12 protein-coding genes are annotated in these 14433 nt (G+C 65.0%); 3 read left to right on the forward strand and 9 right to left on the reverse strand.

What is annotated here, in order from left to right; translation table 11 throughout:
- Window positions 1–122 precede the first annotated feature (122 nt).
- From ACRQ5Q_RS31235 to ACRQ5Q_RS31250, 4 genes are all read right to left on the reverse strand, one after another.
- Window positions 123–1847 carry an FAD-dependent oxidoreductase gene (locus ACRQ5Q_RS31235; RefSeq protein ID WP_439393791.1) on the reverse strand — a complete coding sequence of 575 codons (1725 nt, stop codon included), beginning with the start codon at window positions 1845–1847 and terminating at the stop codon, window positions 123–125.
- A 58-nt stretch (window positions 1848–1905) separates the two neighbouring features.
- The gene (locus ACRQ5Q_RS31240) at window positions 1906–2925 is read right to left on the reverse strand and encodes a S1C family serine protease (RefSeq protein WP_439393793.1); all 1020 of its coding nucleotides are present in this window, start codon (window positions 2923–2925) and stop codon (window positions 1906–1908) included.
- 102 nt (window positions 2926–3027) lie between these two features.
- On the reverse strand, window positions 3028–3477 hold the full coding sequence (locus ACRQ5Q_RS31245) for a hypothetical protein (protein ID WP_439393795.1): 450 nt from the start codon (window positions 3475–3477) through the stop codon (window positions 3028–3030).
- Between the two features lie 197 nt (window positions 3478–3674).
- Window positions 3675–5273: a GMC family oxidoreductase gene (locus ACRQ5Q_RS31250; RefSeq protein WP_439373987.1), complete on the reverse strand. Its 1599-nt coding sequence runs from the start codon at window positions 5271–5273 to the stop codon at window positions 3675–3677.
- 196 nt (window positions 5274–5469) lie between these two features.
- Between ACRQ5Q_RS31250 and ACRQ5Q_RS31255 the strand changes: the two genes are divergently transcribed.
- The gene (locus tag ACRQ5Q_RS31255; protein WP_439393796.1) at window positions 5470–6258 is read left to right on the forward strand and encodes a thermonuclease family protein; all 789 of its coding nucleotides are present in this window, start codon (window positions 5470–5472) and stop codon (window positions 6256–6258) included.
- A 214-nt stretch (window positions 6259–6472) separates the two neighbouring features.
- On the opposite strand, the gene cyoD is transcribed toward ACRQ5Q_RS31255, so the two are convergent.
- From cyoD to ACRQ5Q_RS31275, 4 genes are read right to left on the reverse strand one after another with little or no spacing between them, the layout of a single operon-like run.
- Window positions 6473–6862, reverse strand: coding sequence for a cytochrome o ubiquinol oxidase subunit IV (gene cyoD / locus ACRQ5Q_RS31260; RefSeq protein ID WP_018646144.1), 390 nt, complete (start codon window positions 6860–6862; stop codon window positions 6473–6475).
- Window positions 6859–7500: a cytochrome (ubi)quinol oxidase subunit III gene (locus ACRQ5Q_RS31265; RefSeq protein ID WP_439373985.1), complete on the reverse strand. Its 642-nt coding sequence runs from the start codon at window positions 7498–7500 to the stop codon at window positions 6859–6861. Before ACRQ5Q_RS31265 ends, cyoD begins: the two co-directional genes overlap by 4 nt.
- The gene (cyoB, locus tag ACRQ5Q_RS31270) at window positions 7500–9500 is read right to left on the reverse strand and encodes a cytochrome o ubiquinol oxidase subunit I (protein WP_439373984.1); all 2001 of its coding nucleotides are present in this window, start codon (window positions 9498–9500) and stop codon (window positions 7500–7502) included. The genes ACRQ5Q_RS31265 and cyoB overlap by 1 nt, the downstream gene beginning before the upstream one ends.
- Window positions 9490–10323, reverse strand: coding sequence for a cytochrome ubiquinol oxidase subunit II (locus tag ACRQ5Q_RS31275; protein WP_439373983.1), 834 nt, complete (start codon window positions 10321–10323; stop codon window positions 9490–9492). The genes cyoB and ACRQ5Q_RS31275 overlap by 11 nt, the downstream gene beginning before the upstream one ends.
- Window positions 10324–10572: 249 nt before the next feature.
- Between ACRQ5Q_RS31275 and ACRQ5Q_RS31280 the strand changes: the two genes are divergently transcribed.
- Entirely contained in the window at window positions 10573–11373 is an 801-nt protein-coding gene (locus ACRQ5Q_RS31280; protein WP_439373982.1) for an SDR family NAD(P)-dependent oxidoreductase, read from the forward strand.
- Between the two features lie 157 nt (window positions 11374–11530).
- Here ACRQ5Q_RS31280 and ACRQ5Q_RS31285 read toward each other — a convergent pair whose 3' ends face one another.
- A complete protein-coding gene (locus ACRQ5Q_RS31285) occupies window positions 11531–12862 on the reverse strand; it encodes a PQQ-dependent sugar dehydrogenase (RefSeq protein WP_439393798.1) in 1332 nt (443 codons plus the stop codon).
- Window positions 12863–13101: 239 nt separating this feature from the next.
- Between ACRQ5Q_RS31285 and ACRQ5Q_RS31290 the strand changes: the two genes are divergently transcribed.
- Window positions 13102–14292 (forward strand): urate hydroxylase PuuD, encoded by a 1191-nt coding sequence (locus tag ACRQ5Q_RS31290; protein ID WP_439393800.1) that lies wholly within the window; start codon window positions 13102–13104, stop codon window positions 14290–14292.
- The last annotated feature ends 141 nt before the right edge of the window (window positions 14293–14433 follow it).

The following is a 14433-nucleotide window of genomic DNA, read 5'->3' on the forward strand; positions in this document are numbered from 1 at the left end:
CGCGACAAATTGCGCAGAAATTTTACGCTCATGCGACGAAGCAATCCAGACTGCCTCCGCGGAAGGATTCTGGATTGCTTCGCTGGCAATGACGGAGGTGGTGGATACGGCGGAGACAACTATCAGACAGACGCTTTCGCGCCACTCGACGCCATCGCCGCCCCCTCCGCCAGATGCCGTCCCGCGATATACCCGAACGTCAGCGCCGGGCCGAGCATGATGCCCGGCCCCGGACAATTGCCGTTCATGATCGAGCCCATGTCGTTGCCGCAGGCATAGAGGCCCGTGATCGGCGTGCCGTCCTCGCGCAGCACGCGGGCCTGCGCGTCGACCCTCATGCCGATCGCGGTGCCGAGGTCGGCGGGATAGATCCGCATCGCGAAGAACGGCTCGCGGACGATCGGCGCAACGCAGGGATTGGGCTTGTGAGCGGCGTCGCCGAGGTGGCGCTGATAGATGGTGCTGCCGCGGCCGAATTCGGGATCGCGCCCCTCCTTCGCACCTTCGTTATAGGCCGCAATCGTTGCCGAAAGCGTGGATGGCTTGATGCCGATCTTCCCCGCCAGTTGCGCGATGTCAGGCGCTTCGACCAGTTCACTGCCCGCCAGATACCGCCGGATCTTGCGCGTGAACGGCTTGATGCGACCAAGACCATAAGCCCAGAGGAACGCGCGGTCGCAGACGAGGTAAAATGGCCGGTCCACCTCGCCCTGGCCATCGCGCAGCATGCCGAGCACGAACTCGTGGTAGGACAGCGCCTCGTTGACGAAGCGTCGACCCGCGGCGTTGACGGCGATCACGCCGGGCTTGGCGAGGTCGGTCACCATGTGCGGGAACGCGCCGCGGCTGCCGTCGGCGCGGCGGAACAGCGAGGCCGGCACCCAATAGGCTGGACTGGTCGCGTCCGTGTTGAGCGCGGCGCCGGCCGTGACTGCAAGCCGAAGCCCATCACCGGTGGCTGCTCTATTGGCCGCCGAGACCAATCCGGCGGCCGACGGGAAAAAGCGTTTGCGCAAAACAGCGTCGTGCGAGAAGCCGCCGGTCGCCAGCACCACGCCACGTCGCGCGGCGATCAGGCGATCACGGGCGCCATGGCGGATCACTACGCCCGCGACGCGATCGCCCTGCATCGACAGATCCTCGACATCTGCGCTGAAGAGGATCTCAACCGGCCGCGCCAGGAGCGAGGCGTAAAGCCGCGCGGCGAGCGCGTTGCCGAGATGCAGGGTGGTGCCGCGCGGCGATCGCAGCCGCTGCAACGCGTATGCGGAAACCAGCCGCGCCGCGCGCAAGGTCGAACGGAGAGATTTTCCGACGTGTCGCAGATGCGGAATGTCGAGCCGGTTGACCATCATCCCGCCGAACAGCATGAACTCCGGCAGCGGCGGCCGCAGCCGTGCGAGAGCCCGGCCCAGCCGCCTGCCGTCGAAAGCCACCGGCTCGAGCACACGGCCGCCCGATGTCGCGCCCAGCCGCTCGGGATAATAGTCCGGATAGACCGTCACGGGCTGGAGCCGCACTTCGGTGTTGGCTTCGAGCCAGGCGACGGCCTCCGGCCCGCGGGCGAGAAAGGCCGCGCGCAGGCCGGCATTGGCGGGCTCGGGCACCGTGTTCGACAAATACCGGACGGCTTCGGTGATGCTGTCGGAGAGCCCCGCCTCTTTCATCTTGGGATTGGCGGGGATCCAGACCATGCCGCCGGACCAGGCGGTGGTGCCGCCGACAAAGGCGGTCTTCTCGATCACCAGTACGCGCAGACCTTCGGCGGCGGCGACCGCAGCGGCCGTCATGCCACCGGCTCCAGCGCCGATGACAATGACGTCGTAGGTCTCGTGCGCCGGCATCATGCGGCAGGTGTCCGGAGTCTAGGCATGACACCGTCATAGCTCGCCCGAAAGCTTGCAGCTAGCGCTGCGGTTTGCGCTCGATCGGGTCGATATCGAAGGCCCGCAGGCGGCCTAGCCGTAGCACGTCCATGACAAGCCGCCGGCCGATCCGGTCGCGGTCGAGCACGCGGATCAGGTCGTCGACGCCGTTGATCTCCACGCCGTCGAGCCTGATCACGACGTCGCCGGGCAACAGACCCGCCTTCGCCGCGGGGCCGTCAGGCTCGACCTGCATCAGCAGCGCGCCCATCTTGTTCTCGACGCCGGCGACAACCGCGTGGCGCCGTGGCACCGGCGCGGTCTGCCCGGCGACGCCGATATAGGCGCGGCGGACATAGCCGTGGCGAATGATCTCCGACAGCACGAATTGCGCGGTGTTGCTGGCGACCGCAAAGCAGATGCCCTGCGCACCGTTGATGATGGCCGTGTTGATGCCGATCACCTCGGCATTCGACGACACCAGCGGCCCGCCGGAATTGCCGGGGTTGAGCGCGGCATCGGTCTGGATCACGTCCTCGATGGTGCGGCCGCTGACCGAGCGGATCGAGCGGCCGAGCGCCGAGACCACGCCGGCCGTCACGGTCGATTCGAAGCCGAGCGGGTTGCCGATCGCGATCACGAGCTGGCCACGCCGCAGGCTCTTGGAGTTGCCGAGCGCGGCGTAGGGCAAGTCGCGCACCCCATTGGCGCGCAGCAGCGCAAGGTCGGTGTCGGGGTCGACGCCGAGCACCCGGGCATCGCCGACATGGCCCGCGACGTCGCGCAGCCGGATCTCCTTCGACGAGCCGACCACGTGGCTGTTGGTGAGGACGAGCCCGTCCGGCGAGATCACGATGCCCGAGCCGAGCCCGCCGCGCTCGCGGCCGTTCGGCACCTTGGGCCCGGTCTCGACGCGCACGACCGCTGGGCCGACGCGGTCGGTGACGTCGATCACGGCATTGGAATAGGCGTCCAGCAGCGCCCCGTCGTCAGCCGGGGCGGCCGCTGTCGTTCGCGATGACGGTGCGTCACCGGCGACATCTGATGTGAAATCCAGCATGGCAAGAGTCCTTGAGGCTCACACAGATGGTGGCCTGTTCCCTCCACCGCAAGGACCCGCCTGGAGCGCAAGGCTGGACTGCCCAGTGGACTGCCCAAGTGGCTAGGGCGCCCGCCGCAGCGTGCCTGCCCTTGCCTTGACCGGATCGAGCAGCGACCAGTCGCCGTCCGGAAGCACATGGCCCTTCGGGAACGGCGCGCGCAGCTCCAGCCCGAGCGAACGCAGCACGCGGTCGTCGCGGTAGTAGCATTGCAGGACGACGCGAACGAGGGTCGCGGCGGCGACTCCGCCAGCGCTGCGGAACTGCTGGGCAACGCCGTCGCGCGCGTCGGGCGCGAGGTCAGCGAGCGGCAGCCCCGCGAGCCGCGCCAGATGGTCGAGCGCAGCCACGACCGGCCTGGTATCCCGGCCGAGGGTTGCGAGGATGTCGGCCTGGATGATCTCGTCATCGGCGCCAGGGACGCGATATTCCTCGCTCGGTGGAATGATCATCGCAGCGATGGCGCGCAAGTCCTGGCGCTGCCGCGGCGTGAGGGTGGGCTGATCAGTCATGGCATCCTCGCGTCGAAACGTTGCGGCTAAGGTGACGGTGGGCTCCCTCCCCCGCTTGCGGGGGAGGGCTGGGGAGAGGGTGTCTCACGGAGGGATTCCCCCAGAGGAGAGAACCCTCACCCGGCGCTTCGCGCCGACCGCTCCCGCAAGCGGGAGAGGTGCGCCGAGATCGGAGCTCGCTTGGATCCACATCATGATCAGTCGAACAAATTGGCGAGGCGCTGCTTCATCTGGTCGGCGATGTAGAGCGCGAGGGCCTGGATGGTGGAGGTCGGGTTCACGCCGCCGGAGGTGACGAAGATGCTCCCGTCGACGATGAAGAGGTTCTTCACGTCGTGCGAGCGGCCCCATTCGTTGACGACGGAGCGCTCGGGGTCGGTACCCATCCGCGCCGTGCCGAGCAGGTGCCAGCCGCCCCAGGGAATCGGCGAGTTGACGCAGATGTCGCTCGCACCCGCCGTCTCGAGAAACTCGCGGCCGCGCGCCAGCGCATGCTCCATCATCTTCCGGCTGTTCTCAGAGATCGTGTAGTCGATCTTCGGCGCGGGAATGCCGTGGCTGTCCTTCAGCACGGGATCGAGCGTGACGCGATTGTGCTCCTCCGGCAGGTCCTCGCAAATGGCGGAGAAACCCAGGCGGTGGCCGTTGAGCTTGCGGAAGACGCGATGATGATCCTCGCCCCAGGGCAGAATGCCCTTCTGCTCGCTGACGACGGCCTCGAACACCGGCCCTGCCCCGCGCACGAACTGGACGCCGTAGCCGCGCACGAAACCGCGCGACAGGTCGGTGTCATACCATTCCTTGCTCCACAGGCAGGTCGGCGGTGCGCGATTGCTGTCGGTCGGCTCGTTCACGTAGCCGTAGATCTGCGCATACGGATGGAACATCAGGTTCTTGCCGACGAGCCCCGACGAATTGGCAAGTCCGTTCGGGAAGCGCGAGGACGCCGAGTTCAGCAGCAGTCGCGGCGTACCGACGCCGTTGCAGGCGATGATGACGACATGCGCGGGCTGAAACTGCTCGACACCGTCCTTGTCGTAATAGACCACGCCCGAAGCCATGCCGTTCTCGTCGGTGGTGATCTCGCGCACGCGGCAATGGGTGCGCAGCTCGACGCCGGCGCGGATCGCGTGCGGCCAATAGGTGATGTCGGTGGAGGATTTTGCGCCTTGCGCGCAGGCCGGCGTGCAATGGCCGAGATTGATGCAGCGCGCCCGGCCCTCATAATCCATGGTCGCGACCGTGGTGTCCGACGGCCACCAGTGCCAGCCGAGCTTGTTCATGGCCTTGCCGATGATCGCGCCGGACAATCCCATCGGCTGCTGCGGCATCGGCGGATGCGTCAACGGCGACAGCGGATCGCCTGAGAGCCCCGACGTGCCCATCATGCGGTCGTTCTCCTCGAAGAACGGGGTCAGCGCGTCGTAATCGACCGGCCAGTCGTCTGCGACGCCGTCGAGCGTCTTCACCTTGAAATCGGACGGATGCAGCCGCGGCCAGTGCGCGGTGTACATCACGGTCGAACCGCCGACGGCATTGTAATTCACGACCTTGATCGGCGAATTGTCATCGTTGATCGGGTAGTCCTCGGGCCGGCCCCGGACGTTGGGGCTCGACGACCACTCGCCGTAGAACTTGGCCTCCCAGTCCCGGCCCGTGCTGGGATATTCCGCCGGGTTCATCCAGCCGCCCTGCTCGAGGCAGAGAATATGCATCCTGGTCTCGGCCAGTGACCACGCCACCGCCGCGCCCGATGCGCCGGCGCCGATGATCAGGACGTCCACGGGGTCTTTCATCGCAGCCTTTTCCTCCCCTCGCCGCTTACCGGGCGATTCGGCCTTTCGCCCGCGAGGCCGGCGAACGATAGGGGGAGAGCCTCGGCCGAGTAAAGCTGCGCGGCCGGAATGTCGCACTTCGCAGGGCGCAGACCATTGGTATCGCCACGTCCGGATGCTAGGAACAGGGCGCACGAGCCATCGATAGCGAGACCTTATGTCGTTCCGAATTTTCTTTGCCGCCGCCCGCGCTTTTACGCTCGTTTTGTTTTGCGCCTTGTCCGGCTTTGCGGGCACTTCGAGCCCCGCCTCCGCCCTGACCGCCGCTGCGACGGTCCGCGACGGCAACTCGATCCAGCTCGGCGACGTCACCTACCGGCTCGACGGTGTCGACGCGCCCGAGCTGGACCAGGTCTGCATCGACGATCACGCCGATCCCTGGAGCTGCGGCATCGAGGCCCGCGACCAGCTGACGAAGCTGATCAACAAGCGCTCCGTGCGCTGCGACGATGTCGGGCCGGAAAAGAGCTTTGGCAAGCGCCACCGCGCCATCTGCACGGCCGAGGGTGACAAGGCGACCTTGAACGAGCAATTGGTCAAGCTCGGCTATGCCATCGCCCGCGAACCGATCAAGGCCAACGTCAAGCCGGCGGCGACCGAGGCGAAGACGGCCTCGACCGGGATCTGGAAAGGCTGCTTTGTTGCACCGCAAGAATTCCGCAGCGGCAAGAGAGACGGTGCGCTGCTGGGCGCCGCCTGCCGCGCCGACCGCGACAAGGAGATCCGCGCCGTGCTGTTTCCGGACGAGCTGACGATGCCGCCGAGCTGCAGCATCAAGGGCAAGCTCGCGGTGCGTGCGCACGTCACCGGCAATATCGGCATCTATCATTTGCGGGGATGCCCGAGCTATCCGGCGACCACCAAGCCAGACCGCTGGTTCTGCTCCGAGGACGACGCCCAGGCCGCAGGCTTCCGCAAGGCCTACAATTGCCGCCGGCCAAAGTGAATCATTGGCTTCACGCACGCGTGAGTGGTAGTCCGAGACCGTATTGCTCCGGAATTGAACTTCGGCGGGAGTTGCTGCACTTATCAAAGTGCGCACGCGCTTTGCGCGAGCGCTTCCTTGGCAGACGATCCTCATCGGATTGTCTTTGCTCGGGCGTTTCCTCCCTAGACTTGGGCCGCTTGTCACAACAAGCGGCTCTTCTTTTTGGGGGTCCCTACGTTCGCATCCGCATGATCTGGTCCATCGGCGGCATGTTGCCGTTCAGATGGGACATGATCCAGACCGTGCCGCCGACCACCAGGAAGACGACCAGCAGCCCGAAGGCCAGCGCCAGCACGTTGTTGGTGTTATCAGGCCCCGTGGTGATGTGCAGGAAAAACACCAGATGCACGCCCATCTGCGCGATCGCCAGAACGATCAGCGCGACCGGGATCGAAGGCTGCCAGACCAGATCGGTGCCGGCAATGAAGAACGACGTCGCCGTGAGCAACAGCGCGAGCACAAGGCCGACGACGTAACCCAGGATCCGCTCACCGACGCTATGCTGCTCTTCCTCGCCCGGCGCCAGATCGTGCCCGGTCGGAATATGGGTCTGATCGCTCATGCGGCACCCCCAAGCAGGTAGACGACGGAGAATACTCCGACCCAGATGATGTCTAGCGCGTGCCAGAACAGCGCAAAGCACATCATCCGCCGCAACACGTCGGCGCGAAAACCCTTTGCGAAGACCTGGGCCATCATGGTGAGCAGCCAGAGCACGCCGGCCGAGACGTGCAGGCCGTGGCAGCCGACCAGCGAGAAGAACGACGTCAGGAAGGCGCTGCGCGAGGGGCCATAGCCGCGCGCGACGAGATCGGCGAATTCGCGGAATTCGATGACGAGGAAGATCACGCCGAGCACGCAGGTCACGGCCATGCCGAGATAGAACCAGAACCGGTTGCGCACGTCGGCGGCGATGCTGGCCATCCCGCAGGTGAAGCTCGAGAGTAGCAGGCAGACTGTCTCGATCGCGACGTTCCGCTGCTCGAAGATTTCCGAGCCCTTCGGGCCATCCGCGGTCTGGCCGGAAAGCACGGCATAAGCCGCGAAGAAGCAGGAGAACATCACGATGTCGGAAAGCAGGAAGACCCAGAAACCGTAGGCAGTGACGATCCGCTTCGATGCGGGCCCGGGATGCTCGATGACGATGCCGATGTGATGGGGATCGGCGTGCGCATGACCGACGGCTGCTGTCATCGACATCAGACCGCTCCCGCCATGCTGACGAGGCTGCGCCGCTCCTCGAGATTGACGCGATCGATCCGGGCGACCTCCTCGGCGGGAATGACGTATTCGTCATGGTCGCGCCAGGCGAACACGACGAAGGTCGCGAACGCGCCGAGGCCGCCCAGGATCACCATCCACCAGATGTGCCAGATCAGCGCAAAGCCCATGATGGTGGCAAAGAACGCACAGACGAACCCGGTCGGCGAGTTCCGGGGCATCTCGATGTCCTGGTACTCGGGCACGTCATGCTCGAGCGATTGCTGCTGGGCGCGGGTCTTCATATCCCAATAGGCATCCTCACCGCGAACATCGGGATGGAAGGCAAAATTGAACACCGGCGGCGGCGAGGACGTCGCCCATTCCAGCGAGCGGCCGTCCCAGGGATCGCCGGTGCGATCGCGCAGCGCCTCGCGATTGCGGATGCTGACCACGAGTTGCATGATCTGGCAGATCACCCCGATGCTCAGCACGGCCATGCCGATTGCCGCGACGATCATCCAGGGCCGCCAGGCCGCGACGTCATAATGCTGCAGGCGCCGGGTCATGCCGAGCATGCCGGCGATGTAGAGCGGCATGAAGGTGATGTAGAAGCCTGTGAAGGTGAGCCAGAACGCGGCCTTGCCCCAGCGCTCGTCGAGGCGGAAACCGAACGCCTTCGGAAACCAGTATTCGAAGCCGGCGAAGGCCCCGAACAGCACGCCGCCGATGATGACGTTGTGGAAGTGCGCTACCAGGAACATGCTGTTGTGGAGCATGAAGTCCGCCGGCGGCACGGCGACCAGCACGCCCGTCAAGCCGCCGATGATGAACGTGACCATGAAGCCAACCGACCACAGCATCGGCGTCGCGAAGCGGATTCGGCCCCCATACATCGTGAACAGCCAGTTGTAGATCTTCACGCCGGTCGGTATCGCGATGATCATGCTGGCGATGCCGAAGATGGCATTCACGTCCGGCCCGGCCCCCATCGTGAAGAAATGGTGCAGCCAGACCATGAAGGAGACGACGCAGATCGCCATGGTCGCAAGCACCATCGAGCGGTAGCCGAACAGCGCCTTGCCCGAGAAGGTCGAGACTACCTCGGAGAAGATGCCGAAGGCCGGCAGCACGAGGATGTAGACCTCCGGATGCCCCCAGGCCCAGATCAAATTCATGAACATCATGACGTTGCCGCCGGCTTCGTTGGTGAAGAAGTGGAAGCCGAGGTAACGATCGAGCAGCAGCATCGCGAGCGTCGCGGTGAGGATCGGAAACGCGGCGACGATCAGGAGGTTCGAGGCCAGCGTGGTCCAGCAGAACATCGGCATGCGCAGATAGTTCATGCCCCTTGTGCGCAGCTTCAGCACAGTCGTGACGAGGTTGATGCCGGCGACCAGCGTGCCGACGCCCGAGATCTGCAGCGACCAGGCGTAATAGTCGACGCCGACGCCGGGTGAATAGGACAGCCCGGAGAGCGGCGGAAAGGCGAGCCAGCCGGTGCGCGCGAACTCGCCGACCACCAGCGAGACATTGACCAGCAGCGCGCCGGTCGCGGTCAGCCAGAAGCCGACCGAATTGAGAGTCGGGAACGCGACGTCGCGGACGCCGAGCTGGAGCGGCACGACGAGGTTCATCAGCCCGATCACGAACGGCATCGCCACGAAGAAGATCATGATGGTGCCGTGCGCGGAAAAGATCTGGTTGTAGTGCTCCGGCGGCAGATAGCCTTGCGACTGGAAGGCGACCGCCTGCTGGATCCGCATCATGATGGCGTCGCTGCCGCCGCGCAGCAGCATCACCGAGGCCAGCAGGATGTACATGACGCCGATGCGCTTGTGATCGACGCTGGTGATCCATTCATGCCAGAGATAGGGCAGATGCCCCTTCACCACGACCCAGATCAGCACGGCGAGGATCGCAACCAGCACCACCGCGCCGGCGACGAGCGGAATGGGCTGATCGAACGGAATGGCCGACCAGTCGAGCTTACCGAGCATCGTGGCCTCCACTGTGCGGCCGGCCGGCCCCGGATGCGAGCTCCGGTCCAGGACCTGGGGGAATGTGCTGGGTCGCGATCAGGTCGAACAGGCGGGGATCTTCCAGGCGATAGGTCGGCCGGGCCCGCTCGATGCCCTGCTGCATCAATGTCTTGTAGCTAGCCTCGTTCAGCACGGCATCGCTCTTCGCCGTGGTCGCGACCCAGTCGGGAAACGCCAGCGGCGAGATCACGTTGACGTCGAACATCATGTGGGGAAAACCGTCGCCGGAGAAATGCGCCGACAGGCCCTGCAACTTGCCTTCATTGTCCGCGCGCAGGTTCAGCCGCGTCACCATCCCGTTCATGGTGTAGATCATGCTGCCGAGCTGCGGGATGAAGAACGTGTTCATCACGCTCGACGACGTCAGCTGAAAATTCAGCTCCGCGCCGGCCGGCACCGTCAGCGTGTTGACGGTCGCGATGCGCTGGTCCGGGTAGATGAACAGCCATTTCCAGTCGAGCGAGACGGCCTGGATACGCACCGGACTGCCGGTCCCCGGCACGGGCGCAGCGGGATCGAGCTGGTGCGAGCCGATCCAGGCGACACCGCCGAGCAGGATGACGGTCAGCGCAGGTATGGACCACACCACCATTTCGACGCGGCCGGAATAGACGAAGTCCGGCTGGAAGCGCGCTTTTGTATTGGATGCGCGAAACCAGAACGCAAAGGCCAGGATCGCGACGATGGTCGGGACCACGATCACGAGCATGATGAAGACGGAATCGACCAGGATGGTGCTGTTGGCCGCAGCCACGGGCCCTTGTGGGTCGAGCAGATTCATCGGCAAGCCACTGGCGATTGGGAAGCCCCAGGAGGGAGCCTAGCGCGGAAAAGGCTCCGCAACAAACGCCGCGACTTCGGAACGGTTCCTGAAGCGCAAGGGCAGCCATGCCCGTTGAGCCCGCCGCAGCATGCAATTGCATGTGATGTCAATGACATGAACCCGGGAGCGGCGCCCTTCTCGCCGGTCGGGGCCATTGCTAATCTGCACGAAAATAATGAGATGGACCGATCCAGGGAGGGAGCTGAGATGCGCTTGAAGGACAAGGTTGCCATCGTCGTCGGCGCCGGCCAGAGCCCCGGCGAAGGCATGGGCAATGGCCGCGCCACCGCGCTGACCTTCGCGCGCGAAGGCGCCAGGGTGCTGTGCGTCGATCACCACCTGGACTCGGCGCAGGAAACTGTTGCGATGATAACCGCAAAAGGCGGTACCGCCGCCGCCTTCAAGGCCGACGTGACGAAGGCCGCCGACATCAAGGCGATGATTAATGACGCGCAAACGCGCTGGGGCAGGATCGACGTGCTGCACAACAATGTCGGCGTGAGTCTCTCCGGCGGCGATGCCGAATTGCTGCAGCTGACCGAGGAGGCATTCGACCGCGTCGTGGCCATCAATCTGAAGAGCTGCATCCTGGCGGCGAAAGAGGTGATCCCGATCATGCGCGCGCAAAAGAGTGGCGCCATCATCAACATCTCCTCCATGGCGGCGATCACCACCTATCCTTACGTCGCCTACAAGGCGACCAAATCGGCGATGATCGCCTTCACCGAACAGCTCGCCTACCAGAACGCCGAATACGGCATCCGCGCCAACGTCATCCTGCCCGGCCTGATGAACACACCGATGGCGGTCGATACCCGCGCCCGCGAATGGCACAAGACCCGCGCGGAGGTCGAGGCCGAACGCGACAGCAAGGTGCCGCTGCGCAGGAAGATGGGCACGGGATGGGACGTCGCGAACGCCGCGCTGTTCTTGGCGTCGGATGAGGCGAACTTCATAACGGGCGTGACGCTGCCGGTGGATGGTGGCGCGAGTGTGAGGCGAGGGTAGTTCGTTACTCTCCCTCTCCCCGCCTGCGGGGAGAGGGTTGGGGCGGGGGGAGTCTCCGCGAGGACGGTGGCAGATGGACTCGTGGAGAGTCCCCCTCACCCGCCGCGCTGCGCGCGTCGGCCTCTCCCCGCACGCGGGGAGAGGCGAGCAGGCGCGCTCAGCGTGAATATGTCACTCGCCAGATCGTGCCGTTGCCATCCTCCGACACCAGCAGCGATCCATCCTTTGCAATGGCTACGCCCACCGGCCTCCCCCACACCTCCGTGTCGCTCACCACAAACCCCGTGACGAAATCCTCATACTCGCCGGTCGGCTTGCCGTCCTTGATCCGGATGCGGATCACCTTGTAGCCGGTGCGCTTCGACCTGTTCCAGGAGCCGTGCTCGGCGGCGAAAGCGTCACCCTGGTACTCGCTCGGAAACTGCGTGCCCTGGTAGAACGCCATGCCGAGCGAGGCCGAGTGCGGCTGGATCAGCACGTCGGGCACCGTCACCTTGTCCTTGAGGTCCGGGCGCGCGCCCGCGTGGCGCGGGTCTTGGTTGCCGCCGAGATAGAACCACGGCCAGCCGTAGAACGCGCCCTCCTTCACGCTGGTCACGTAATCGGGCACGAGATCGTCGCCGAGACCGTCGCGCTCGTTGGTCGAGCACCAGGGCAGACCTGTCTGCGGCTGGATCGCAAGGCCGACGCAGTTGCGGATGCCGCTGGCATAGATCTTCCGCTCCTTGCCATCAGGCGTGAAGGCCAGCACCGCGGCGCGCTCCGTTTCGCTCGCCCACGTCGCGCCAAGCGGCTGCGTCTTCGACCACGCGCCCATCCCTCCCGGCGGGGTGCCCATGCCTTCGGCAACATTGCTGAGCGACCCCACCGACACCAGCATGCGCTTGCCATCCGGCGTGAAGACGATGTCGCGGGTAGAATGGCCGCCGTCATGCGGCAGGCTTGCAACGACCGTCTCGACTTTGCCGCGCGGCTTGAGATCGCCCGGCTGATAGGGAAAGCGGACGACGCTGTCGGTGTTGGCGATGTAGACCCATTGCGGATTGTCGCCGTTCGGGAAGAAGGCGATGCCAAATGGCTGTCGCAAGCCGCTGGCATAGACCTCACTAGTCGCAACCTTGCCGCCCTCTCCTGCACGAAGCACGCGGATGGTGCCAGCCCGCGTCTCCGCGACGAAGATATCGCCATTCGGCGCCACACGTATGATGCGCGGCGCACGCAGGCTTTCAGCGAACAGCTCGATCTTGAAACCCGGAGGCACTTGCGGCGAGGCATCCGGCGGCCGCGGCACCACGCGCGCGGAGCTCGCAACCGAGCGCGTGGCGCCGGGCCTGACCAGATCCTGCGGCCGGATCAACCTGACCGTACCCGGCTTGTCGGCCCGCCAATCGCCATAGGCGTCCTTGCCCTGCAATACCGGCTCAGCCCCTGCGCCAGCGGCAACCAGTATCGCCGCAGACATCACCGCGGTCGAAGTCCTGTTTTTCACGTCGTCTTCCTCCCGGCCAGCACGTCGCACGCATCAACGCGGTTGCTCACCCCGCAATGGGTCTGCGACAGGCAAAGCGCCTGCCGCATCCCACATCAGCTCATGCCCGCACGATGTGCATCCGTCCCGGCCTATCGTACTGGAAAACACCACGGATAGGTGCAACACATTGCAAGGGAGCGGCCGCCGGTTGCAGTCATCAAAGCAGCGGCGTCCAGGTCGCACCTGGTGGGGTGATCATGTGGGGATCCATCATATCGGAATGGGCGAGCCTGCTGCTGCGCTGGCTGCACGTGGTGGCGGCGATCGCCTGGATAGGCAGTTCCTTCTATTTCATCGCCCTCGACCTCAGCCTGAAGCCGAAGGCCGACCTGCCTGACGGCGTGCAGGGCGAGGCGTGGCAGGTCCATGGCGGCGGCTTCTACCGGATCATGAAATATCTGGTGGCCCCCAGCCAGATGCCGGACGAACTGACCTGGTTCAAATGGGAGGCCTACACCACCTGGCTGTCCGGCTTCGCGCTGATGGTGGTGGTATATTATCTCGAGGCCGATTTGTTCCTGGTCGACAAGTCGATCCTCGATCTCACGCCGTTCCAGGCCGGCCTCTTCAGCTTCTTCAGCCTCGCGCTGGCGTGGCTGCTCTATGAGGCTGCCTGTCGCACCGGGCTCGCCCAGCGCGAGCTGCCCTTCGCCATCGGCGGCTATCTGCTCCTGGTCGCACTCACCTATGCCTTCACCCATGTGCTGAGCGGCCGCGGCGCCTTCAACCAGATCGGCGCGATCATCGGCACCATCATGGTCGCCAACGTCTTCACGCTGATCATCCCGAACCAGAAGAAGATCGTGGCGGCGCTGATTGCGGGACAGGCGCCCGATCCGAAGCTCGGCAAGGCCAGCAAGGAGCGCTCGGTCCACAACAACTATTTGACGTTGCCCGTGGTCGTCCTGATGATCAGCAACCACTATCCCCTGCTTTACGCGACAAAATTCAACTGGATCATCGTCGCGATCATCCTGGCGCTGGGACCGGTGATCCGCCACTTCTTCAACGAGGGTCATGCCGGGCGCAAATCGCCATGGTGGGTGTGGGGCGTGGCCACCATCGGCGTGATCGCGATCCTCTTCCTCTCCGCCGCCGGCCCGCGCGAGGTGAAGACCGGTGCATTGTCGACGCCGGTCACGGTTGCCACTGTCGAGGAGATCGTGATGTCCCGCTGCAGCATGTGCCACGCGGCCGAGCCGGTCTGGGCCGGCATCGTCACCGCACCGAAGGGCATCCTGCTCGACGCGCCCGAGCACATCCATCGCAACATCCGCCTGATCGGCCGCGTCGCCGCACGGTCCAATGCGATGCCGCCCGGCAACATCACGGAAATGACCAGCGAGGAGCGTGCCATCCTCGCCGCCTATATCGAGCAGGCCCGCTGAGGCCGTCGCGCGCCGATGCCGCATTTCGCGGAATGAAATTCCGCTTCTCGCACCGAATTGAAAATGACTTGACCCCCCATCCGGCGTAGACAGGAACGGCGGCCGCTGACGCAGCGGTCGATCGGCTTGCACCCGGGGATA

The sequence above is a fragment of the Bradyrhizobium sp. PMVTL-01 genome (genome assembly GCF_051861855.1).
In the GTDB taxonomy this organism is placed as follows: domain Bacteria; phylum Pseudomonadota; class Alphaproteobacteria; order Rhizobiales; family Xanthobacteraceae; genus Bradyrhizobium.

Bases quoted from the DNA above. Each gene is read 5' to 3' on its own strand.
- ACRQ5Q_RS31290 (WP_439393800.1), top strand. From the start codon at position 13,102: ATGTGGGGATCCATCATATCGGAATGGGCGAGCCTGCTGCTGCGCTGG.
- ACRQ5Q_RS31265 (WP_439373985.1), bottom strand. From the start codon at position 7,500: ATGTCGATGACAGCAGCCGTCGGTCATGCGCACGCCGATCCCCATCAC.
- ACRQ5Q_RS31235 (WP_439393791.1), bottom strand. From the start codon at position 1,847: ATGATGCCGGCGCACGAGACCTACGACGTCATTGTCATCGGCGCTGGA.
- ACRQ5Q_RS31245 (WP_439393795.1), bottom strand. From the start codon at position 3,477: ATGACTGATCAGCCCACCCTCACGCCGCGGCAGCGCCAGGACTTGCGC.
- cyoD (WP_018646144.1), bottom strand. From the start codon at position 6,862: ATGAGCGATCAGACCCATATTCCGACCGGGCACGATCTGGCGCCGGGC.
- cyoB (WP_439373984.1), bottom strand. From the start codon at position 9,500: ATGCTCGGTAAGCTCGACTGGTCGGCCATTCCGTTCGATCAGCCCATT.
- ACRQ5Q_RS31255 (WP_439393796.1), top strand. From the start codon at position 5,470: ATGTCGTTCCGAATTTTCTTTGCCGCCGCCCGCGCTTTTACGCTCGTT.
- ACRQ5Q_RS31250 (WP_439373987.1), bottom strand. From the start codon at position 5,273: ATGAAAGACCCCGTGGACGTCCTGATCATCGGCGCCGGCGCATCGGGC.
- ACRQ5Q_RS31275 (WP_439373983.1), bottom strand. From the start codon at position 10,323: ATGAATCTGCTCGACCCACAAGGGCCCGTGGCTGCGGCCAACAGCACC.
- ACRQ5Q_RS31240 (WP_439393793.1), bottom strand. From the start codon at position 2,925: ATGCTGGATTTCACATCAGATGTCGCCGGTGACGCACCGTCATCGCGA.
- ACRQ5Q_RS31280 (WP_439373982.1), top strand. From the start codon at position 10,573: ATGCGCTTGAAGGACAAGGTTGCCATCGTCGTCGGCGCCGGCCAGAGC.